Genomic DNA, 21,610 nt, shown 5'->3' with positions numbered 1-21,610 from the left:
TTTCTTGAAATTGCCCTAGGCGCCAACGCCCATGGCGAGCAATTCCCGCTCCTCCAGATGGCAAAGGATCTCGCTTCCCTTCGACAGATGGCGGATGGGCGGCGCCAGCACGTCGCAAACACCGAGCTTCCTCACCGGACAGCGTGGCACGAAGGGACAGCAGTTGGATTGCGCCAACAAGGCCGCCACGCCCCCATCCGCCTCGGCAGCCTTTTTGCCGAGCCCGTCCAGCCAGCCTGTCCGCAGTTCTGGGATCGAGGACACCAGCAGGTCCGAGTAGGGATGAAGCGGCATCGCGCGCATTGCCGATCGGCTGCCGGCTTCCACCTTGCGCCCGGCATAGAGCACCATCACATCGTCGCAGATCGCGCGCACCGTCGACAGGTCATGGCTGATGAACAGATAGGATAGTTTCAATTCCTTGCGCAGCTCGGCCAGCAGATCGAGGATGGCGGCGGCCACGACCGTGTCGAGGGCCGATGTCACCTCGTCGCAGAGGATCAGCGCCGGCTCCGCCGCCAGGGCGCGGGCGAGGTTGACGCGCTGCTTCTGGCCGCCGGAAAGTTCGCCGGGGTATCGGTCGGCGATGTTGGCCGGCAATTGCACCAGATCGAGGAGCCGGCGCACCCTCCGGGTCCGTTCCGCGCCTTTCACCTCATGATAGAAGGTCAGCGGCCGTCCGAGGATCTGTGCGACCGAGCGGGTTGGGTTGAGGGCCGTGTCGGCCATCTGGAAGACGATCTGGATATTGCGCAACTGATCCTTGGAGCGCTGCGCCACGGATCCGGCCAAGGTTTCGCCGCGGAACTTCACCGTTCCGCCGGCGGCGGGAAGCAGTCCGGCGATGACGCGAGCCAGCGTGCTCTTGCCGCAGCCGGACTCGCCGATGACACCGAGATTCGTGCCCGGCTGTAGGCTGAGCGCGACATCGTTGAGCACCGTCACATTGGGCAGGCCGTTCGGACCGGATCTGCCATAACCCGCGACCAGCCCTTCGACCTCGAGCAGGGGCAGTTCCTGTTGCTTCTCGGCGGGCGGAGCGGCCTGGGCGTGCACGGCGGGATTGGCCGCCGCGAGCAGGCTGCGGGTGTAGGGGCTTTGAGCGTCCGTCAGAATCTGCCCGGTCGGGGCGCTTTCTTGAATGGAGCCATCGCGCAGGACGATGATGTGGTCGGCGATCTGCGCCACCACCGCCAGGTCGTGGGACACATAGACGCCGGTGGTGTTACGCTCGCGGATCACCGACTTGAACGAGCGCAGCACTTCGATCTGGGTGGTGACATCGAGTGCCGTCGTCGGTTCGTCGAAGATCACCAGCTCCGGTTCCGATATCAGAGCCATCGCCGCCGCCAGGCGCTGGAGCTGGCCGCCGGAAACCTGATGCGGGTAACGCAATCCGACCCCTTCGGGATCCGGCAGCGCCAGCGCGCGAAACAGCTCCACCGCCTTCGCTTCCGCTTCGGCCCGCGGCGCCAGCCTGTGGATCATCGCGCTTTCCACGACCTGCGACATGATCGTCCTGGCCGGGTTGAAGGCGGCAGCCGCACTTTGCGCGATGTAGCTGACATTGCGGCCGCGGATCTTTGCCTTTTCTGCTTCCGACAGGGACAGGATCTCGCGGTCGCCGATCCGGATCGTGCCGCCTGTGATGCGGCAGCCGCTGCGGGCATAACCCATCAGGGAAAGCGCAATCGTCGTTTTGCCGGAACCGGACTCACCGATCAGCGCGACGACCTTTCCGCGCGGAACCGTGAAGCTGATATCATGCACGATCGACGTCTCTCGGCCGCTGTCGCTACGGGCGATGACGCGCAGGTTCTTGACTTCGACGAGCTCGCTCATGGCAGACGATCCCGCAGCCGGCGCGGAAGATTGTCGATCGCCAGATTGACGCTGATCGTCAGCGAGGCAATGGCGAGCGACGGCATGATGACGGCAGGCGCGCCATAGGCCAGCCCGGAGACGTTCTCGCGCACCAGCGCGCCCCAGTCGGCGTTGGGCGGCTGCACCCCAAGACCGAGGAAGCTGAGGCCGCTGAGCAACAGCACGATGAAGACGAAGCGCAGGCCGAAATCGGCCAAAACCGGTCCGATCATGTTGGGCAGGATCTCTTCGCGCACGGTGTAGAAGAAGCCTTCTCCGCGCGCCTTGGCAACCTGCACGAAGTCGAGTTCATTGATGTTGACGGCGAGCGCGCGCGCTATGCGGAAAGAGCCGGGAAAATAGAGAAAGGCGAGCGTCCCAACCAGCACCGGGAGCGAACTGCCGATCGCCGCGATGATGACGAGACCGAACATCAAATGCGGGATCGCAATCAGCGCATCTATGCCGCGGCTGACGATGGTATCGAACCAGCCACCCAGCACCGCGCTAATCATGCCGAGCGCGACGCCGATGGTGCAGGCGATGAGGGCGGCCGCGATCGAGACGCCGACCGTGTATCGCGCGCCGAGAATGATGCGGCTCATCATGTCGCGACCAAGGTAGTCGGTGCCGAGGAGGTAGTCGCGGCTCGACGAGGTGAACACGTCCATGCTGACGATCTTGCCGATCGGGTACGGCGCAAGCCAGGGACCGACGAGTGCAATCACGACCCAAAACAGGATGATGCAGAAGCAGACCGCGCCGACCACGGAGATGGTCAGGCCGCCTGCGCCAAGCATCGTTCGCCGGGCCTCGGGAATGGTATCGGTGTGCTTGGTCATTTGTATCGCAGACGCGGGTTGGCGAGGATCGCGCATATGTCGGCTACGGTGACGAGGGCGAGATAGCCGAAGCAGAAGATCATCGCGCAGGTTTGAATGAGAGGCATGTCGCGGGTGGCAACCCCGTCCACCATCAGCTTGGCGATGCCCGGGTAGTTGAAGATGGTCTCGACGATGATGACGCCGCCAAGCAGGTACGACAGGCTGAGCGCGACGGCATTGGCGATCGGGCCGATCGCATTGGGCAGCGCGTGCGTCAGCACCGCACGAACCCGGCCGGCGCCCTTGAGTGTCGCCATCTCGACGAATGGCTGGCCGAGCGTGTCGATCAAGGCGGCGCGGGTCATGCGGATCATCTGCGCAGAGACAACGAAGCTCAGGCTGATGACCGGCATTGCGAAGACACGCAGCAATTCGCCGAGCGAGTGGACGTCGTTGGCGAAGGAAAGTGCCGGAAACCAGTGCAAGCGCACGGCAAAGATCAGCACGGCAATGGTTGCGACCATGAATTCCGGCACCGAGACGACCGCAATCGTGGCAAAGCTGACGAGCCGGTCGTAGAGCGTGTTTCGCCACATCGCCGCGGTGATCCCCAGGGCAAGGGCGATCGGAACGGAGAAGGCTGCGGTGACGCCGGCAAGCAGCAGCGTATTGTGAAGGCGGCCGCCGATCAGCGTGACGATCGGAATGTCGTTGACCAGCGACGTGCCGGGGTTCCCCGTCATCATCCCGCCCAGCCAGATAATGTAGCGAAGCACGGCAGGCTGATCGAGATGCATGGCTTTGCGCAGGCCAGCGACCGCTTCAGGCGTAGCAGCCTGACCCAGGACGATCTGCGCCACGTCGCCTGGCAGCATGTTGGTCGCCACGAAGACGACCACCGAAACGATCAGCAGCGTCAGCAGGGCCACGCCGAGGCGGGTCAGGATCATGCGCGTTATCATGCCGTGCAACTCCAGCGGAATGCGGGCGAAGCGCGGGTGGCGAGCCACCCGCGCCAGGTCGGCGGCGTCAGCCTTCGAGCCAGACGTTTTCCGAAAACGCAAAGCCCATCATACCACCGGTGGCCATCGGCTTCAGCCCCTTGAGCTTGGAGCTGTGAGCGTCGATGTTGCTGATAAAGACCGGGATCGCGACGCCGCTCTCCTCGTGCGCCATCTTCTGCAGTTCGCCGTACATCTCCTTGCGCTTGGCGTCGTCGCGTTCCTTGCGGGCCTCGACGAGGATCTTGTCGAAACGCTCGCTCTTCCAATGCGATTCGTTCCAGGGCGCGTTCGATGTGTAGAGCAGCGAGAACAGGATATCGGCGGTCGGTCGGGGATTGATGTTGCCGAAACAGATGGGCGCCTTCAGCCAGTAGTTCGACCAGTAGCCATCCGCAGGGACCTTCTGGATATCGAGATCAAGGCCGATCTGGGCCGCGGACTGCTGCAGCAGCACCGCCATGTCGATGGACTGGTCGGCGGCCGTCGAAGCAACGACCGGGATCCTGGTGCCTGCCAGCGACGACTTGGCAAGCAGCGACTTGGCCTTATCGGGGTCGTAGGCACGCTGCGGCAGATCGGCATTGTAGAAGCGGTTCGTCGGCGGCACCGGCTGGTCGTTGGCGACCTCGGCGTAGCCGCGGTAGATCGCCGTCTTGATCTGCTCGCGGTCGAGCAGCAGCTTGATCGCCTCGACGAAATTCGGATCGCTGCCCGGCGCGGTGTCGAGCCGCATGTTGAGATCGGTATAGTTGCCCGCCGTCGTCGTCAGGAGGTCGAAACTGCCGGCCTGCTTGATCAACTGCGTCGAGCGCGGATTGATCGACCCGATCAGCGCGACGTCGCCCGACAGCAAGGCGTTGACGCGGGCGTTCTCGTCGGGAATGGCGAAGAACTCGACCTGGTCGAGATAGGGTCCGGTGCCCTTCCAATAGTTCTCGTTGCGCACGGCGACGGAATGCACGCCGGGCTGGAACTCCTTGCACTTGAAGGCGCCGGTACCGTTGGCGGTGGTGAAGTCGGTCGTGCCCGCCTTGACGATCAGGAAGTGGAACGTGCCGAGAATGACGGGAAGATCGGCGTTCGGCCCGGTCAGGACGATGCTGACCTCGTTGTCTCCGCTCTTCTTGACCTCGCCGATCTGGTCGGCAAGCGACTTGGCCTTCGACCCTACTGCCGGGTCCTTGTGCCGGCTGAGCGAATAGACGACGTCGTCCGGACCGAAGGTCGAACCGTCGTGGAAAGTCACGCCTTTGCGCAGCTTGACGGTCCAGGTGACGGAATCCTTGGTGTCGAAGCTCTCTGCCAGGTCCATTTGCGGCGACAGCTTGTCATCGAGGCTGGTAAGCCCGTTGTAGAAGCTGGTGCAGCGCACATAGTCGGTGGACAGGGATTGTTTGGCCGGATCGAGCGTGTCGGTCGTGCCGCTCGAGTAGCCTGCAGCACGGATGCTGCCGCCTTTCTTCGGCGTGTCGGCATAGGCCTTGGTGGCAGAGCCCAGCACCGTGCCGGCAAGTGCGGCTCCCATGCCGCCAGCCAGAAGCATGCCGAGGAGCTCGCGCCGCGTGGCGCCGTGGCGGATGGCGCTTTCGATCCGGGCGGTGTCGGCCGGGCGCAAAATCTTGTCAAAATCGGGTTTCATCGTGTCAGCCTTTCGTTGAGCCGGCCGGCCAGGCTTGGCACGCACCGGAGACCATTCTGGTTCATTTCAAGCGCCCGAAGGCACCTCAGGCGATGACATTCAGTGTGGCTGTCTTCCCATCATTCCCATTCCTTTTCCCCTTTTGGTTTCTTTGGTCTTGTTATGATCTTGGCGCCGCCGTTTGAGCGGACGCGGGTATCGCAGGCGTGTTCAGGCGACGCGATCCAGGCGGTCCTCATCGACCGCGTCGGCCAGTTCGGCAAGTGTCGAGAAATGGTGGTCGGGCACCGTCAGCCTGGCGGGTTCGAGCGTGCCGCCAAACCCCTTCAGTCCCTTGCGCCGCTCGATCCAGCAGACGGTGTAGCCAAGCTCGCGGGCCACGCCGATATCGTGATACTGGCTCTGCGCCACATGCAGGATGTCCTTCAGGCCGAAGCCCCAGGCGCTGATCCGGCCGCGGGCAAAGGCGAAGAATTGCGGGTTGGGCTTTTCCAGGCCGACATCATCTACTGTGACCGTGAGATCGAACGGATTGCCAAGTGTTTGCGAAAAATGCGCCAATGCCCAGTTCTGAGCGTTGGTCATGGCGACCAGCTTGAACCGCTTGTGCAAGCGGGCAAGCGCCTCGACCGAATCTGCGAAGGCCGGCCAGTCCTTCACGGATTGGCGCAGGCCTTGCGCCGCCTCATCCGTGGCCGGCAGGCCGAGCGCCCGAGCGATTTCGAGGTAGCAGCGGGCGAGATCGTCCGGAAACAGGCCGGCACCAGGCATGGCACGCGCCTTGCGATAAGCGGTCAGAACCGTTTCGCCATCGACGGACAGTCCCGCCTTTTCGGCGACGCCGCGCACATAGCGGGCGATACCCGTTTCGAAATCGATCAAGGTTCCGACGACATCGAAGGTCAGCACTTTGAAGTCTTTTTTCACGTGCATGCGCCTTTTTCCGAGGGGCTGCTATTTTTCCGAGCTTATGGCATCCGGACGGTTTGAATGGCTGAACAGACGGGCTTTCACGGCAGAGAATTCTGAACTGGCCGCGAAGTCGCAATATTGCGCGGCGCTGGCTTGCTCCGTTGCCGTCCAGCGATCACCGCCGAAACGGCAAGGATGTTCTCAGCCAATTTGTCGTCGTCGATCGAGCCAGGACCGTTGTGGAAACCCGATGGTCTTGACATTTTGTCTCCAATTTTTTTGTAAGATTGAGCAATCGTCAGTACGATTTAAGCTTAAATTTCCGCGCACAATCGATAAGCGTCATAAATAGAGGAATATATATCCCGACTGGAGACCGCATCACCAATACGATATAGATTGAACTTTCCACGCAGCTGACGTTCTTCTACAAAATCATCCTGATTGCCATTGACAAGGAACGCAGTCGATACCCCATCGTTTGCAGACCTGGACCTCAGATCCTGGTAAATTTCTTCCGCCGGAATGGTCCCGTTTTCGATGACCACCTGTGAGGCGGCAAAGGTCGTTTCCGTGTCCGTCAACTCGTTGCGGAAGATTGCCGTCAAGCCGTTGCCCTGGCGGGCAACCTTGATCAGCCTGACGTCCACCAGTGTCCTAATGCCGAGTTCCGAGATGCGTTTACGGAAGCTGGCCTTTTCGGGATAAGGCATCTCCACCGCCACGGCGTCATCGGGGGTCGCGAGACTGACCGACTTGCCCTGTCTGGCAAGCTGGAGGGCACAGGACGGTGCCGCCTGGCGCCCGGTCCCGTCATAGATGAGGATATCGTCCTTGCTGGATACCGTTCCGGTCAGCAGGTCCCAGGCACTGTCGCAGAGTTCGGCCCCTTCCAGCCATTCCAGGTCGGGAACACCACCGGTTGCCACCACAATGACGTCCGGGCCTTCAGCAACCACGGTATCGGCGTCGGCATATGTATTCAGGCGAACATCGACACCGAGGCGTTCAAGCTCATTTGACCGCCAGTCGACGATACCGAGCAGATCCCTTCGCTCGGTCGCCGACGCCGCGACCAGGATTTGCCCGCCAAGTTTCGCGCCCGCCTCGAACAGGACGACAAGATGTCCCCGCTCGGCGGATACTCTGGCTGCCTCCAGGCCGGCTGGCCCACCACCCACGACAACGACCCTTTTGAGGCTGGCGGCGCGATCGATCGTGGAACTCAGCGTGGTCTCTCGACCGCTCACCGGATTGTGGATGCAGTTCACCTTTTTGTAGAGGCAGTAGGTGGCGCCAACGCATGGACGGATCCGCTCTTCTTCACCCCGCAGGATCTTGTTGACGATATCCGGGTCGGCGATGTGCGCCCGCGTCATGCCGATCAGGTCGACGATATTCTCCCGGATCGCATGGCGCGCGGTCGCCACGTCCCTGATGCCCGCCGCATGAAGCAGGGGAAGTCTCGTCTCTCTCCGGAAGTTTGCGACTTGCGACAGGAACGGGGCACTGCGCTGGAACATGCCCGGCATGTTGTGCTCGGCCAACACCAGATCCGTATCCATGCGCCCGTAGATGCAGTTGAAGAAATCAACGTGCCCTTCCGTCTCGAACAGGCGGGCAAGCTGGAGACAGTCCTCGAAGTCCGAGCCTTCGTCGGTGCCTTCATCGATCGCGAAACGAATGCCGACAATCATATCGTCGCCGACAGCCTTGCGGATCGCCTCGTGAACCATCAGGCCAAATCGCGCCCTGTTCCGGACAGAACCGCCATAGGCGTCGGTGCGCTTGTTCGTCCTCGGCGAGAGGAACTGACCGATCAGATGGCCACCCGTTACGGTCTCGACCCCATCGAGGCCGCCTTCACGGCACCGGACAGCGGCAGAGGCGTAATCCCTGATGATGCGCCGGATATCCGCCTCGTCCATTTCCTTTGGAAAGTTCCGGTTGCGCGTCTCGCGGATCCGCGACGGGGCAACCGCGGGCAGCCAGTTCCCCGCATAGGCCGTTGCCCGCCTGCCCAGATGCGAGACCTGCGACATCACGGCCGCACCATGCTGGTGGATGCGTCGCGCCAGCGACTGCAGATGCGGAATGATCTCGTCGCTGGACAGATTGAGCTGCCCGCCGCCCCAGCTCGAGTCCGCAGAGGTCATGGCCGAGCCGCCGATCATCGTCATGGCGAGACCGCCGCGCGCCTTCTCTTCGTGGTAGCGTTGATATCGCTCCAGCGGCATCCCGCCTTCATCCAGCATCGAGGCGTGGCTGGTGCTGATCACGCGGTTGCGGAACTCCAGCTGCTTGATCCGGAACGGGTTGAGAAGCGGGTCGGCGCTTGTCCCCGGGGTCTGGCCTTCCGTGAGGTGGTTCATTCGCGTTGTCCTGAAACCACGGCTTGGCCCGCCCGGGCCGGCACGTCACGTACCGGGCCGTTCGAGCGCGGGCTGCGAGCCGCTCGAACACCGCCGCTTCAGTCATCTTGTACATTTCCGAGCGGTTCAGAAGCTTGAAAAAGCACATGGCCACATACGCTGTGGTTATGACCATGGTTCTGCGGTCACCTCTTGCGCGTCGTGGCGGTTCGCAAACAGTACCAGGTTTCTCGCAACGGATCGCCGGACGGCGCTGTTCTGTTTCAATTTTCGGTTATATGATTTGCGTCAGGGCATATGAAAAACGTATGCCCCTCACCTCCAAAGACGCTCGCGCGGTGTGATAGCCTGAAGACGTTTTCAATGCGGGACAACAGGGATCCATGGTGGCATTGTCCAAGCTCATCCCCTCGGCGAGAGGCCTGTTTGTTTTCGAGGCCGCGGCACGAACCGGCAGCTTCACCATCACTGCCCGTGAGTTCAATGTTACCCAGCCTTCCATCAGCCGAACCATCGCCCAGTTCGAAGCCGAATTGGGGATGCGGCTGTTCGATCGCGGCCCGACAGGGCTTGCTCTCACCGATGACGGCCGGGTCCTCCACGCGGCCGTCCGTGAGGGGCTCAGCCAGGTTCGCGACACCATTTTGATGATCCAAGACCAGAAGAAAGCCAGCAAACCACTGGTGACCCTGTCACTCTCAAGCTCATTCGTCACGCATTGGCTGGTGTCGAGGTTAGGAGCTTTCAACGCCACGTTTCCGAACGTTGATCTGCGCTTTGATTTGATTGCGGGCGTCATGCGCGGCATGCCGGACAATGTCGACCTGGGAACGCGGATCGTTGGCGATGACGATACTCAGTATCACCGGTGGGACTTTTCACCGGAAATCATCCTTCCGGTATGCAGTCCTTCCTACCTTCGCGCGCATGGCAAGCTTGATCACGATGGCGACGGTGACGGCCACGTCTTCTTGCATCTTACCGATCACCATTCGCAGCAATGGGCCGACATCTGGGGAAACGTGGCGAACCGCAAGACCACCAGGGGGACGTGGCTGGAGTTCTCCGACTACGCGGTCATCCTCCAGGCCGCTCTCAACGGCGAAGGCGTTGCGTTTGGCTGGCTTAGTGTCACCTCGACCGCACTGCTGAAGGGGATGTTGGTTCCTGCATCGGATCGCCTCATCAACACGGGGCGCCATCACCGCCTGATCGCTCCCCGTTCAAGGCCCCTTCGGCCTGTTGTGGCGGAAATCGCCGACTGGTTGAGATCGCAAATGATGGCAGACGTCCACGCGCTCCAACCTCTGCTTCAATCGGCAGCCACGCACGACTGACACCGCCCGCCGCCATGTCGCGTCGTCCCGCGCTGGCAGGCTTGTCCCGGATCATCCACAGAAGTGGCGAAAGGTCTTCAGCCAGTTGCCGCCCATGATCGCCGCTGTCTGTTCGCGACCGTAGCCGCGGTCGAGAAGGCCCTGCGTCAGGTTCGGCAGTTTGGTGACCGTCTCGATGCCGACCGGATAGGACTGCCGGCCAAAGCTCGAAAGCGGGCCGAAAATGTCCGGGCGGCGGGTGCGCCAGGTGACGACGCTCGGAGGCGCGACGACCGACGCCTGCTCCTGGTATTTCTCGACATAATCGACGCCGATGCCGACATGTTCGGGGCCGACCAGCCGGACCAGGTGATCGACATGGTCGAGGAAGTCTTCCAGCGTCGGGGTGCCGTCAGCCAGCGATTGCGGCAGACCGCAGACGCCGATCATGCCGCCCTTCTCGGCCATCGCCTTGACCGTGGCGTCTTCGGTGTTGCGCCCGTTCGACCGCAGCCCGTCGGCATTGGAATGCGTGCAGACCGGCGCCCGGGCCAATGCGGTGGTTTCGGCGCGCGTACGATGGCCACAATGCGACAGGTCGATCATCAACGGCAAGGAGTTGGCCAGCGCCACCAGTTCCTCGCCAAGATAGCTGAGGCCGGCATCGCGCCGTTCACCGCATCCGTCGCCAAAGATGTTGGCTGTCGTGTAGGCAAGGCCGAGCACGCGCAGCCCCATTCTGGTCAGCAATTCCAGCCGCCAAAGCTGGTCGTCCAGCATGGTCGCGCCCTGGGTGCCGAAAACGACGCCAAGCTTGCCGGCCTGTTTTGCCGCCAGCATGTCGTCGGCCGTCAGGCACAGTTTCAGGTAGGCGCTCTTCTCGATCATCGACAGATAGCGCTCCGCATTGCGCATCACGACATCCCAATTCTCCTCCAGGGCGAAGGTGACATTGGTTGCATTGACGCCGCCGGCCAGCGTTCGTTCGGCATATTTGTCCTCGAGCACATAGGCGATGGACAGCGCGTCGAAGACGAATATCTCGTCGTGGAAGCGCCGCGTCTCGTCGCTGGCTTGCCCGGTGGCCGGGCGGACGGCCGATACAACTGACATCTCTATTTTCTCCTTGATCAATTCAGGCTGAAACCGAGCGGGCGGCCTCGACCGCAAACCGCTTGATGTGGAATGGCTCGATCGGCGTCGTGGTGGAGCCTCGGTCGATCAGCTCGGCCATCACGTCGCCGACCCCTGGGCCGAGCTGGAAACCATGGCCGCAAAACCCGAAGGCGTAATAGAGCCCGGACACCCGAGCGCTAGGCCCCATGATGGGAATATCGTCGGGCAGGTAGCTCTCGATGCCGCTCCAGGTGCGGATCACCCGCATGTTGGTGAGCGCCGGCACCAGGCGACGGATCTGCCGAAGCTGGTTGCCAAGATGACCCGGCACCGCATAGGCGCGTCTTATGTCGGCAAAGGCCGGACCGCGCGTGCCGCCACCGAAGACGACATTGCCGCGCTCGACCTGGCGCAGATAGACGACCTCTTGCGGAATCGCAGTCGATACGCCGATCACCGGTTTGAGGCGATATGGCAGCGGCTCCGTCACCGCCATTTGCGGTCCGTGCACGGCAAGGGGAACCGGCTCTTCGAACTGCCGGGACAGAGCCCCACCCCAGGCTCCGGCGGCAACCAGCGCGATTGGTGCGCTGAACATCCTGCCGTCCGACGCGATCGCTTGGAAATCATCCCCTGGCTTGGCGATCGAGATGATCTCGGTGTTCTCGAACACGGCTACGCCGGCTCGAGCGGCAGCGCGCCCGAAGGCGGGTGCCGCAAGCCGTGGATTGGCATGGCCGTCATTCGGCGAATAGGAGCCTGCGATCGCCTCCGGTCCGAAAAAGCCGAAGCGCGCCTTGAGGGAATTGGCGTTCAACAGCTCCAGCTCGAGGCCGTAGTCGCGGGCCTTTTGCGCATAGGCTTCGATCACGCCGATCTGCCCGGGATCGTAACAGACGCGGATATGGCCGGTCGCCAGAAACTCGGCATCTTCGCCAAGCAGTTCCTTCAGCTTGCCCCAGATTTCGCGTGAACGATTGGCGAGCGGAAGTTGGGGCAGGAAGCGTCCCTGCCGCCGCACATTGCCGAAATTGACGCCGCTTGCCTGCTGGCCGACCAGCCCCTGTTCGAGCAGGATGACCGAACGTGCGCGCCGGCGCAGGAAGAACGCTGCGGCCGTTCCCATCAGGCCGCCGCCAATGACAATCACATCGGCCTGCAACGGCTTCATGCTGCCTGCTCCGTGTCGCTTTCGGCACCGATGACAAGGGGCTTGACTGGCGCCTGGGCGCGGATGCGGCCCACCGCTTCAACCGGAATACCGGCGCAAGCGGCGATCACTTCGGCAGCGGCATGCCCGCAATAACGTCCCTGGCATCGGCCCATGCCGACACGGCTGAAGGCCTTCGCGCGATTGACCTCGACGGCGTCATTGCCGGAAACGACGGCACGCAGTTCACCCGCTGTGATGTTTTCGCAGCGGCACACCACCGTATCGTCGCTGAGCGTTGCGGCGGCGCTTGCCGGCCATGGAAAGGCCGCTGCGATGCCACGCCGAAACCGCTCAAACAGGCGCAGACGGCGGCGAAGTCGCGCAACGTGGCCCGGCGCCACCTGACGTCCGAGATCGGACAGCACGGCCAGTGCAACGAGCCGCCCTGCAGCCTCGGCAGCGTCGGCGCCGAGCGTTACGGCGCCATCGCCGGCCAGATAGACACCCGCCACGCTGCTGCGGCCGTCGGCGTCCTTTACCGGGAAGAACTGGCGCGTCTGCGCATCGAAACGGAACTCGCAGCGGGCAAGGTCCGCCAGTTGCGCGTCCGGGCGCAAATGATAGCCGAGCGCGACGGCATCGCAGACGATCGTCCGGACTTGCCCCTTGCTGGTGCGGAAGCGGATCGTCTCGACGCCGATCTCAGGCCGGCCTTCGATCTCGACCGGTGTGATGCCGGTTTGGATCTCGATGCCGGCGTGGCGAAGCTTCAAGGTGAGGGCCAGCCCCTTCAGCAGGACATCCGGGCGGGCGATCAGCGTGGACAGTGCCTTGACCCGCAGGTGGAAAGGCGAGGTATCGAGCACCGCGGCCACCTCGGCGCCCGCTTTCGAATATTGCGCCGCAACGAGATAGAGCAGCGGTCCGCTTCCCATGAACACGACGCGCTTGCCGATCGCGGTGGCCTGCGATTTCAACGCAATCTGCGCAGCACCCAGGCTGTAGACACCGGCCCGGTTCCAGCCCCGCACCGGCATCAGGCGGTCCGTTGCTCCCGAGGCGACGATCAGCGCATCGAAATCGACCTCGCTGGTTCGGGACCCCTGAAGGAGATGCAGCTGCTTTTCCCATATTCCCCAGGCGAGGGTCTCAGGCCGATAATCGATGCGAGCACGCAAGGCATCGAAACTGCGATGCAGATCCTCGGCACGGCCGGCTTCCGACCCATAGAGTGCGGCGTAGGAGCGGTGAAACCCTTCCGGCTGGCGGCGGTAGATCTGGCCGCCGTCACGGCGGCCCTCGTCGATCACGATCGGCCGAAGCCCGGCCGCAACCAGCGTCTCGGCCGCACGCACACCCGCCGGACCGGCGCCGACAATCACTATGCGAGGCTCGGCCATGCCTGCTCCGGAGCTTTGGTGGCAATGCGCATGCCTGCGGCAAGCGGCGTGGTGCAGGCGCGCAAGCGCTCGCCTGTGTCGGTCCATACCCAGCAATCCTGGCAGGCACCCATCAGACAGAAGCCGGCACGATCGCCGTCGCCGAATTCGGAACTCCTGAGGTGGCGGATCTGCATGAGCATCGCCACCAGCAGCGTATCGCCCTTGCAGCCTTCTGCCGGCCGGCCGTCGATCGAGAAGACGAGCCTCGGCCTGCCTTCCTCGCCAAGGCGTCGGAAACGGCCGCTTTCGTTTGAGATCACGGGCGATCCTCCTTTGGATCTGGCTGTTGCCACCCCACGATCTTTTCAGTCCGCCACGCCCGGCGCCAATACTATGTGTTTTGTCATCCAGAACTTTTGGTTATGATGAGTCATGAACGCCAGGCATCTCGAAGTTTTCCGCGCCATCATGCGCCACAGCTCGCTCACCGCGGCGGCGGCGGCCTTGAATGTCTCCCAACCCGCCGTAAGCAAGGTGCTGCGCCATTTCGAAACTCTGATCGGCTACAAGCTGTTCGAACGCATAGGCGGCCGCCTCGTGGCCACGCCGGAGGCGCATCTGCTGTTTCGCGACGCCGACCGGATTTTCCGCGAGATCGAAACGCTGAAGATCTATTCGGATCGAATTCGCGACAAGCAGTTGAGCCTGCTTCGCGTCGCTGCCAGCGCGCCTCCCACCTTCGCGCTGCTGCCGGCCGCCACCCGCCGCTTCCGCCGGCGCAATCCCGGGGCTCGCCTAGTCCTTCAGACGCTTCCCGCGGAAGAGATTGCCGAGCGCATCCTGATCGGCGACATCGATCTTGGCCTGACCATGACCACCCTGCGCGAGCCGCAGATACGCAGCGAGGTTGTTGGCGCGGCCGATATCGTCGCCCTGGTGCTGCCGGAATCGCCGCTAGCGACGCTCAATGCCGTTACACCGGCCGATCTGTCGGACCAGACCTTGATCAGCTACGGCATGAACACACCTGCCGGCCAGATGCTTGCACGCGTGTTTCAGGAGCAGGGTTGCGTCTGCGACCCGCAGATTGAAATTAGCCTGTCGATCGCGGCTGCACCTCTGGTGTCGGCTGGACTGGGGGTCGCGCTGGTGGACGGGCTGGTTCCCTGGGCAAAACTCGGCAACCTGAAGGTGCTGCCGTTCCAGCCTCGCTCGGCGCTCGATATCGTGCTGGTGACGAGCACCACTCTGCCGCAATCGCGCTTTGGGCGCGAATTTGCCCGCGACATCCAAGCCGCGATCCACGATCTGGGCCGCGGCAAGCCGCCTCACGCCTAGTCGGCGAACCGCGCCGCTGCGGCCGTCCTGACTTGAACAACCTGCCACGCGCGATAGCAATGCGTGTCCAGTCCAGTGATCGGCAGCAATGAAGCTTGGGAGGGGGTCATTGTCCTCACCAGCACATTACCCTCGAGAGCGGGGAAATCGCGGGTTGACATTCCTTATAGTTTTTGGATACTTTTTGGCATCTGAGTTAGTTTCCTAGCCCTGCATTCTGCCCCCTGAAAGCCGCACAGGCCTGGACTGGATCCAGCCAGCTTGGATGACGCTCATCGGGAGGATTTTTGGCTTTCTCGCACGGACTCTTACCACGCAAAGCGAGCGTCGTCCTGGCGCCGTGACGGATGGTTGCGTCGGACGCCGCTGCAGGAGGGCGGACGAGGCATTGTTCTCTCGTGGACTTGCCGAAGCCCACGGCGGTTTGCCGGAAGCAAGTGACAAAGAAAGACAAATGGAGGAACCGATATGGCAACGACGAATGACGCACCGAAGAGCCTTGAGAGCATCCTGACAGCGGCGGGAGGACCGGTAAATCTGCTCCGCGGCTCCAACCTCGGGCCCTACCGCTTCCCCGTCATTCCGCCCGAGTTCACCAACTGGCGCGACGAAGTGCGTGCGTGGAAGGATAGCTGCGCACTGCTTGAGCAGTCCTACCACATGACTGAACTGCATCTGCGCGGGTCGCAGGTCATTCCTTTCCTTTCGGAGATCGCGGTCAACAAGTTCGACCCGTTCCCTGTCCTGCGCGCCAAACAGCTCGTGCTGGCAGGCCACGACGGATTCTACATTGCCGACGCCATCATCTTCCGGGAGGCCGAGGACTTCTTCCGCATCGTCGGCGCTCCCTTTGCCAGCGATTGGGTGCTCTACAACGCGGAGAAAAGCAATTACGACGTAGAGGCGAAAAAGGATGACAATTTCTCGATCCGCTCCGGAACGCGCGAGGTGTTCCGCGTCCAGATCCAGGGACCGCACGCCCTTGCGCTGATGCGCGAGGTGAGCGGCGGCGGCCTGCCAGAGATCAAGTTCTTCAACATCGGCGAGTTCAAGATCGCCGGAAAATCTGTCCGCGCCCTGCGCCACGGCATGGCCGGCGAACCCGGATTCGAAATCTACGGCGCCTGGGACGACCAGCAGGCGGTGCGCGAAGCGCTGGAGAAGACCGGCGAGAAATATGGGCTGCGCAAGATCGGCGCCCTTGCCTACTCGACCACCGCGCAGGAATCCGGCTGGGTGCCGATGCCGCTGCCGGCCATCTACCACAGCGAGGACATGAAGCCGTACCGCGAGTGGCTGAACAGCCACTTCCTGGAATCGGTCGCTTCGCTCGGCGGCAGTTTCGTGTCCGACGACATCACGGACTACTACGTCGATCCGATCGAACTCGGCTACAGGAACGTGATCGACTTCGGCCGCGATTTCATCGGCCGCGATGCCTTGCTCGAGAGGGCCAACCATCAGCGCCGCACGAAGGTGACGCTTGAGTGGGACGACAAGGATGCGGCCGCTGTGATGCAGGACTCCATCTTCCCGGCCAACGGCACCCCCGCCAAATTTCTCAACATGCCGATGCCCATGTACGCGACATTCCAGGTCGATGCCGTCATGATGAAGGACAAGGTTGCGGGCATCTCGACCTGGCCGTCTTTCACGGCGAACGCCAACCGCTTCATCTCGCTGGGACTTGTCGACCTCGAGCATGCACAACCGGGAACCGAGGTGACGCTTGTATGGGGCGAGCCGGAGTCGCGCCGCAATACGGTGGAGAAGCACCAGCTCCGCGAGATCCGGGCGAAGGTCGCGCCGGCACCCTACTTCGAAAAGGTCATCAAGACCGGCATGCACTGACCGGCACGGCATGGGTGAGCCGCCGACTACCGGCCTGCCAGCCATATCCAGATTCCCTTGATCCGCGGCCTCGATATCGAGGCTGCGGAAGCGATGTCGTGTCCCGAGCTCCCGCGAGCCCCCCGGGCATAGTCGCCCCCAGCCCCTGAACACGCCCGATTGCTGTCGTAGCTCGCGACGTCGAATGACGAGGCAAAGCCAACGGTCGATCACATATGACCGCCAGTGGTCAGGCAGCGCCTTCCAGATAGCGCCTGTCGAAGACGCCTTCAGCCGCGTCGCGCTTCGACTTGTCGAGCAGGTTCGCCCTGACCATCAGGTCGATCGTCGTCTTCAGCGCCTTGTCTGGCACGGCCAGCCCTTGCGGCCACATGCCCATGCCGCGCATGTATTCCAACCCCCGTCGCGCCAGGGATTCACTGTCGGGCGTGGTGATGCGCTGGAAGATCGGCAGGGTGATGCCATGGTTGGCCGCATCATTGGTGACCGCATGCGCCTCGATCAGCGCCTTGAGGAAGCTGGTCACCACATCGCGGTTCGCGCCGAGCCAGGAAGCCTTTCCGATGATGGCGGTGAAAACGATCTCGGGGATAGCGGCGCAGACCTCGCCCAGCAAGTTGTAGCCCATGTCCTGCGCGAGGAAGTTCCACGGCGCAGGCTGCGGAGCGCAGTCGATTTCGCCTGCCTGCAGCGCCTCCCACCTCTTGGTGTGAATGCCGGCCAAGGCAAACTCGTAGTCGCCGGGATAGTGCAGCCCTTCCGCGGCCAGCATGATCTGCGTGTAGATAGCAGTGCCCTCCGTCAGCGAGGACGTGCCGATCGTCTTGCCCCTAAGCCCTGCGAGCGAACCAATGCCTGGGTGCGCCACAATGGACATCGGCAGGCGCACGGCGTTGGCTGCCACGATACGCAGCTCTCCTCCCCTGACGAAGTCGGCGACGGCGCCTTCCGGCGGTGTGATCGCCAGGTCCGCTTCGCCCTCGAGAACGGCTGCGGTGGCCTTTTCGACGCTGCCCATCCGCTTGTAGACGATGCGGACGCCGTGCTTGTCGAAAAGGCCCTGTTCGTCTGCAACGAAGACAGGAAGCCAGTTGAACCCCTGCGCGCCGCCCGCGAGCCGAAGGTCGATGAGGCCGGCAGGCTCCAAATCGGTCATGACGATATCCTCCCTTGAAACGTCCGGTGCAGGCACCATCCACATTGACAGGCATATAAGATTCAGATACGCATTGGTATCTAAAGAACAATCGGTATGTCAACACATCGATCGGTGAATCGGCTGGTGCAACATCAAGCCGGGAGGGAGGACGTATGCCTATTGCTCGGAGTATCGCCGGCATCCGCGGCCGGCAGTTCGAAGCACTGACGGACTGCTGATATGAGTGGCCTGGCGCGATCGCCACAAGAAGCGCTGATCCTGGGCATAGTTGCGGCGGGTTTGCTGGCGCTTGTCGCTGCTGGGCTGCTGCGCTGGCTCCGCGCCGGCCGGGTCTGGACGGATCTCCTGGTGCCGGCCGCTTTCCTGGTAGCCTATTGGCTCGCCTACAACAAGGTGCCGTCGTCCTTTCCGCCAGCAGGCGCGGTCAACAAGATCTTCTACGTGGCCCTGATCGGAACGGCGCTCGGTGTCCTGGCCGAGGCCGCCGGCCGTCGCCGGCTCGGTCGCGCACTCGTCCTTGCCCAGCCGATCGTGTCCGCAGCGTATATCGGAACAGCTCGCCTGCCCGATGCGCTCCTGGACGTGGCGGCGGCCGCGCTATGGGGCCTGCTGGTGATGTATGGCCTTTCCCGTGGGGCGGGCAACGCCGAGGACGAATCCGGCACAAGACGCTCCGCCTTGCTCGGCGCGGCATGCGTCGGGTTTGCGCCGATCGCGCTGCTGGGAGCATCGTCCACCAGCTTCCAGCTCAGCCTGTTTTTTGCAGCCGCCATCGCGGCCATTGTCGCCGCCAATATCTCAAATCCGAATTTCGGATTTCGCTCCGCATCCCTCCTGGGAGGAGCAGGAGGCATGATCGCGGTCGCACAAACCGTCACGCTCATCACACGCAAGACCGACTTGCTGGCGCTGACCGTGCTCACTTTGGTCTTTGTCACGCCTTTCGTCGTCGATCCGGTTCTGCGCCGGGTCCGCGCCACGAACAAAGTCGTCCGAATCGCCGCATTTGCCGGGATGTGCCTGCTGCCTGTCGGCGCATCCCTGGCGACTGTGATCGCGCGGTACGGCTCAAGCTTCCCGGTATGACCCGGGAGGACTGTCGGAACCATCAACAGGGAGGAAATCACAACCATGTCGAAGTTATTGCGCACCACCTTGCTTGCCGCCGCCATCGCCTGGCTGCCGCTGACCGCCGAAAGGGCAGCGGCCGGGACGTTCGATATCGATCCCGTGCATTCAGGGATCGCTTTCTTCATCGACCATCTCGGCTTCTCGCAGGTGATCGGAATCGCGAAGGAATTCTCGGGCTCGTTCCAGTTCGACGCGACGAAGCCGACGGAAAGCAGCCTGGAGGTTGCGGTGAAAGTTGCCGGCATCTCGACCAACAATACGCAGCGAGACAGCGACATCCAGGGCGCGGACTGGTTCAATGCGACGGAGTTCCCGCAGATCACTTTTGTCGGGCATGAATTCAAGGCGGCCGACGCGAAGACCGGAACGATCTCGGGCGATCTGACGATCGCCGGTGTCACGAAACCCGTCACGCTGGACGTCACCTTCAACAAGGAAGGCCAAAACCCGTGGGACAAGAGCCACGTTGTCGGCTTCAGCGCGCGCACTTCGATTAAACGCAGCGACTTCGGCATGAAAGCCGCGCTCGGAATGATCGGCGACGATGTGAGTCTCGTTGTTCAGGTTGAAGGGCGTGCCCGTTCCTGAACCAGCGGTGAGCTTCCGGCAGGCAACAGGGCTGCCGGGTACCTCGGTTCCGCGCAACGGCCGGGAGCGGAGCGCGCATCGGCGCGGTCCGCCTCCTTCCGGCCAATTGAGAAACTCTCGTCGGCGGATTGCGCCGGTGAGACTTGCCGTGACCTATTCCGCCGCCACGGGATCCTTGCGCCTGAAAGAATCGCCCATACCGCCTTGCGCAAAAAGGTGGCTTGCATGAGCGATGACATTCTCGGTCGTCTCGCGGATATGCCGCTCGATCAGATCCTGGGCCGCGGCCGTGTCACGGGCGATGACCCGATCCATGATCATCTTGTGCTCGACGTCCTTGGCGCGCCATTGAGGGCGAAACTGCGAGGACATCCTGCGGTAGCGGTGGGCGCGCTCGAAGAGCTTCTGCCGGATTTCGAGCAGGTTGGGCGAGCCGCATGCAACGACCAGGGAAAGGTGGAAGGCACTGTGCAACGCGGCCCAGTCGTCGGAGAGATAGTAGCTCGCGCCGAGCCGGCTTTGCAGGCGATCCATCCGATGGAAGTTGGCCATGATGTCCGCCTCCCAGCGATCGTCACCACGATCGATCGCCAACCCGATGCACTGCCTTTCGATGAGCACTCGGACATCCGTCAGATCGTTGAGATCAAACAGCGAGACCGGTGCGACCAGGAAACCGCGCTGCCCCTCCGCGACAACCAGGCCCTCGGCCACCAACCGCGAGAGGGCCTCGCGCAAGGTGGAGAAGCTTACTTCATACAGCTCCTTAAGCGTTTCGAAGCGCAGCTTGGTTCCCGGCTTCAAGGCGCAGCTGATGATGTCGCTCCGCATGCGCGCCAACACATCCCCGGCGCGCGTCTCTCCGGCAGGCCTGACGGTGTTAGCCATGCATACGACTCCGCATTGAATTAGCGCGGAGATTACTGTGGATTTTCGAAATAATCAAACCTGTCGCCCTGAGCGTGCGGGTACCCGCCGTCCGACGAGTGAAAAACAGGGCGTATGGTCTTAGCCGTCGGGCAGCAGCCTCTCGGCATGCCAGCGCAGATGGTCGTCCATGAAGGTCGAAATGAAGAAGTAGGAATGATCGTAGCCCTCCTGCATGCGCAGGACGAGCCTGATGCCTGCCCGGTCGCACGCCTCCTGGAACAGCCACGGCCGCAGACCGTCCTGCAGAAATCCATCGGCCGTGCCCTGGTCGACCAGGAATTCCGGGAAGCGCGCACCGTCCTCTACGAGCGCGCAGGCGTCATACCCGCGCCATGCCACTTCGTCGCCGCCGAGATACTTTTTGAACGCCGGCCGCGACCAGCCGGCAGTGGTCGGCTGCACGATCGGCGCGAACGCCGAGCAGCTTCGGAAGCGGGCGGGATTTCTGAGCGCAATCGTCAGCGCGCCATGCCCGCCCATCGAATGGCCGAAGATCGCCTGGCGCGTCATGTCGGCGGGAAATTCCCGTGCGATCAACGCCGGCAATTCCTCGGTGACATAGGAATACATGCGATAGTTTCCGGCGTAGGGCTTTTGCGTCGCATCGACATAGAAACCTGCGCCGCAGCCGAACTGCCAGTTGTCTTTTTCATCCGGAACATCGGCCCCGCGCGGGCTGGTATCAGGGCAAACGACGATCAGGCCGAGTTCGACGGCCATACGCCTGTACTCGCCCTTGTCCATCACGTTGGCATGCGTGCAGGTCAATCCTGACAGGTACCAGACGACCGGCAGCGGACCTTGCGCCGCCTGAGGCGGCACGAAAACGGCAAACGTCATTTCGCAGCCGCAGGCATCCGAAGCGTGGGAATAGACACTTTGGACACCGCCGTGTGATTTGGCTGCGGAAATCAGTTTCATCTGTTCTGGCATGTGTTCCTTCTCCGCCAAACGCCAACCATGCCGGTGTATCTACCGCAGCGGTTGTGATCGCAGCAAGCTTGGTGGACCGACCAACGGGTGTTCCGAATG

18 protein-coding genes are annotated in these 21,610 nt (G+C 62.5%); 5 read left to right on the top strand and 13 right to left on the bottom strand.

The window, feature by feature from the left end:
* Positions 1–15: 15 nt before the first annotated feature.
* The 6 genes from AC1D10_RS06865 to AC1D10_RS06840 all read right to left on the bottom strand — a co-directional run bounded on the left by AC1D10_RS06865 (position 16) and on the right by AC1D10_RS06840 (position 8,614).
* Entirely contained in the window at positions 16–1,842 is a 1,827-nt protein-coding gene (locus tag AC1D10_RS06865; protein ID WP_477269989.1) for an ABC transporter ATP-binding protein, read from the bottom strand.
* Positions 1,839–2,663 carry an ABC transporter permease gene (locus AC1D10_RS06860; protein ID WP_477270931.1) on the bottom strand — a complete coding sequence of 275 codons (825 nt, stop codon included), beginning with the start codon at positions 2,661–2,663 and terminating at the stop codon, positions 1,839–1,841. The genes AC1D10_RS06865 and AC1D10_RS06860 overlap by 4 nt, the downstream gene beginning before the upstream one ends.
* A gap of 38 nt (positions 2,664–2,701) precedes the next feature.
* Entirely contained in the window at positions 2,702–3,649 is a 948-nt protein-coding gene (locus AC1D10_RS06855; RefSeq protein ID WP_379102270.1) for an ABC transporter permease, read from the bottom strand.
* A gap of 67 nt (positions 3,650–3,716) precedes the next feature.
* Entirely contained in the window at positions 3,717–5,330 is a 1,614-nt protein-coding gene (locus AC1D10_RS06850) for an ABC transporter substrate-binding protein (protein WP_477269987.1), read from the bottom strand.
* Positions 5,331–5,540: 210 nt separating this feature from the next.
* Positions 5,541–6,263 carry an HAD-IA family hydrolase gene (locus AC1D10_RS06845; protein ID WP_477269985.1) on the bottom strand — a complete coding sequence of 241 codons (723 nt, stop codon included), beginning with the start codon at positions 6,261–6,263 and terminating at the stop codon, positions 5,541–5,543.
* Between the two features lie 293 nt (positions 6,264–6,556).
* Positions 6,557–8,614 carry an oxidoreductase gene (locus tag AC1D10_RS06840; RefSeq protein ID WP_477269983.1) on the bottom strand — a complete coding sequence of 686 codons (2,058 nt, stop codon included), beginning with the start codon at positions 8,612–8,614 and terminating at the stop codon, positions 6,557–6,559.
* A gap of 383 nt (positions 8,615–8,997) precedes the next feature.
* On the opposite strand from AC1D10_RS06840, the gene AC1D10_RS06835 reads away from it, so the two are divergent.
* A complete protein-coding gene (locus tag AC1D10_RS06835) occupies positions 8,998–9,951 on the top strand; it encodes a LysR substrate-binding domain-containing protein (protein ID WP_477269981.1) in 954 nt (317 codons plus the stop codon).
* Positions 9,952–10,002: 51 nt separating this feature from the next.
* On the opposite strand, the gene AC1D10_RS06830 is transcribed toward AC1D10_RS06835, so the two are convergent.
* Genes AC1D10_RS06830 through AC1D10_RS06815 form a run of 4 tightly spaced genes read right to left on the bottom strand, consistent with a single transcriptional unit; the run spans position 10,003 to position 13,901 of the window.
* Positions 10,003–11,043, bottom strand: a complete 1,041-nt coding sequence (locus AC1D10_RS06830; RefSeq protein WP_477269979.1) for a membrane dipeptidase — start codon at positions 11,041–11,043, stop codon at positions 10,003–10,005.
* A 22-nt stretch (positions 11,044–11,065) separates the two neighbouring features.
* Positions 11,066–12,217 carry an NAD(P)/FAD-dependent oxidoreductase gene (locus AC1D10_RS06825; protein ID WP_477269977.1) on the bottom strand — a complete coding sequence of 384 codons (1,152 nt, stop codon included), beginning with the start codon at positions 12,215–12,217 and terminating at the stop codon, positions 11,066–11,068.
* Positions 12,214–13,599: an FAD/NAD(P)-dependent oxidoreductase gene (locus AC1D10_RS06820; RefSeq protein WP_477269975.1), complete on the bottom strand. Its 1,386-nt coding sequence runs from the start codon at positions 13,597–13,599 to the stop codon at positions 12,214–12,216. Before AC1D10_RS06820 ends, AC1D10_RS06825 begins: the two co-directional genes overlap by 4 nt.
* Positions 13,581–13,901, bottom strand: a complete 321-nt coding sequence (locus tag AC1D10_RS06815) for a (2Fe-2S)-binding protein (RefSeq protein WP_477269973.1) — start codon at positions 13,899–13,901, stop codon at positions 13,581–13,583. The genes AC1D10_RS06820 and AC1D10_RS06815 overlap by 19 nt, the downstream gene beginning before the upstream one ends.
* Positions 13,902–14,013: 112 nt before the next feature.
* On the opposite strand from AC1D10_RS06815, the gene AC1D10_RS06810 reads away from it, so the two are divergent.
* Both AC1D10_RS06810 and AC1D10_RS06805 read left to right on the top strand, forming a co-directional pair.
* Positions 14,014–14,919 (top strand): LysR family transcriptional regulator, encoded by a 906-nt coding sequence (locus tag AC1D10_RS06810; RefSeq protein WP_477269971.1) that lies wholly within the window; start codon positions 14,014–14,016, stop codon positions 14,917–14,919.
* A gap of 468 nt (positions 14,920–15,387) precedes the next feature.
* The gene (locus AC1D10_RS06805; RefSeq protein ID WP_477269969.1) at positions 15,388–16,770 is read left to right on the top strand and encodes an aminomethyl transferase family protein; all 1,383 of its coding nucleotides are present in this window, start codon (positions 15,388–15,390) and stop codon (positions 16,768–16,770) included.
* Between the two features lie 229 nt (positions 16,771–16,999).
* Here the strand turns inward: AC1D10_RS06805 and AC1D10_RS06800 are convergent, their stop codons facing one another.
* The gene (locus AC1D10_RS06800; protein WP_477269967.1) at positions 17,000–17,926 is read right to left on the bottom strand and encodes an ABC transporter substrate-binding protein; all 927 of its coding nucleotides are present in this window, start codon (positions 17,924–17,926) and stop codon (positions 17,000–17,002) included.
* Between the two features lie 222 nt (positions 17,927–18,148).
* On the opposite strand from AC1D10_RS06800, the gene AC1D10_RS06795 reads away from it, so the two are divergent.
* On the top strand, positions 18,149–19,015 hold the full coding sequence (locus AC1D10_RS06795) for a hypothetical protein (RefSeq protein ID WP_477269965.1): 867 nt from the start codon (positions 18,149–18,151) through the stop codon (positions 19,013–19,015).
* A 69-nt stretch (positions 19,016–19,084) separates the two neighbouring features.
* The gene (locus AC1D10_RS06790; RefSeq protein ID WP_477269963.1) at positions 19,085–19,648 is read left to right on the top strand and encodes a YceI family protein; all 564 of its coding nucleotides are present in this window, start codon (positions 19,085–19,087) and stop codon (positions 19,646–19,648) included.
* Between the two features lie 153 nt (positions 19,649–19,801).
* Here the strand turns inward: AC1D10_RS06790 and AC1D10_RS06785 are convergent, their stop codons facing one another.
* Positions 19,802–20,536 (bottom strand): FCD domain-containing protein, encoded by a 735-nt coding sequence (locus AC1D10_RS06785; protein WP_477269961.1) that lies wholly within the window; start codon positions 20,534–20,536, stop codon positions 19,802–19,804.
* A gap of 120 nt (positions 20,537–20,656) precedes the next feature.
* Entirely contained in the window at positions 20,657–21,511 is an 855-nt protein-coding gene (fghA, locus tag AC1D10_RS06780) for an S-formylglutathione hydrolase (protein WP_477269959.1), read from the bottom strand.
* Positions 21,512–21,610: the final 99 nt, after the last annotated feature.

It is taken from the genome of Mesorhizobium sp. P2_A8, from assembly GCF_056404935.1.
This window is presented reverse-complemented; position numbering and strand designations above follow the sequence as displayed.

Bases quoted from the DNA above. Each gene is read 5' to 3' on its own strand.
- AC1D10_RS06865 (WP_477269989.1), bottom strand. From the start codon at position 1,842: ATGAGCGAGCTCGTCGAAGTCAAGAACCTGCGCGTCATCGCCCGTAGC.
- AC1D10_RS06860 (WP_477270931.1), bottom strand. From the start codon at position 2,663: ATGCTTGGCGCAGGCGGCCTGACCATCTCCGTGGTCGGCGCGGTCTGC.
- AC1D10_RS06855 (WP_379102270.1), bottom strand. From the start codon at position 3,649: ATGATAACGCGCATGATCCTGACCCGCCTCGGCGTGGCCCTGCTGACG.
- AC1D10_RS06850 (WP_477269987.1), bottom strand. From the start codon at position 5,330: ATGAAACCCGATTTTGACAAGATTTTGCGCCCGGCCGACACCGCCCGG.
- AC1D10_RS06845 (WP_477269985.1), bottom strand. From the start codon at position 6,263: ATGCACGTGAAAAAAGACTTCAAAGTGCTGACCTTCGATGTCGTCGGA.
- AC1D10_RS06840 (WP_477269983.1), bottom strand. From the start codon at position 8,614: ATGAACCACCTCACGGAAGGCCAGACCCCGGGGACAAGCGCCGACCCG.
- AC1D10_RS06835 (WP_477269981.1), top strand. From the start codon at position 8,998: ATGGTGGCATTGTCCAAGCTCATCCCCTCGGCGAGAGGCCTGTTTGTT.
- AC1D10_RS06830 (WP_477269979.1), bottom strand. From the start codon at position 11,043: ATGTCAGTTGTATCGGCCGTCCGCCCGGCCACCGGGCAAGCCAGCGAC.
- AC1D10_RS06825 (WP_477269977.1), bottom strand. From the start codon at position 12,217: ATGAAGCCGTTGCAGGCCGATGTGATTGTCATTGGCGGCGGCCTGATG.
- AC1D10_RS06820 (WP_477269975.1), bottom strand. From the start codon at position 13,599: ATGGCCGAGCCTCGCATAGTGATTGTCGGCGCCGGTCCGGCGGGTGTG.
- AC1D10_RS06810 (WP_477269971.1), top strand. From the start codon at position 14,014: ATGAACGCCAGGCATCTCGAAGTTTTCCGCGCCATCATGCGCCACAGC.
- AC1D10_RS06805 (WP_477269969.1), top strand. From the start codon at position 15,388: ATGGCAACGACGAATGACGCACCGAAGAGCCTTGAGAGCATCCTGACA.
- AC1D10_RS06800 (WP_477269967.1), bottom strand. From the start codon at position 17,926: ATGACCGATTTGGAGCCTGCCGGCCTCATCGACCTTCGGCTCGCGGGC.
- AC1D10_RS06795 (WP_477269965.1), top strand. From the start codon at position 18,149: ATGAGTGGCCTGGCGCGATCGCCACAAGAAGCGCTGATCCTGGGCATA.
- AC1D10_RS06785 (WP_477269961.1), bottom strand. From the start codon at position 20,536: ATGGCTAACACCGTCAGGCCTGCCGGAGAGACGCGCGCCGGGGATGTG.
- fghA (WP_477269959.1), bottom strand. From the start codon at position 21,511: ATGCCAGAACAGATGAAACTGATTTCCGCAGCCAAATCACACGGCGGT.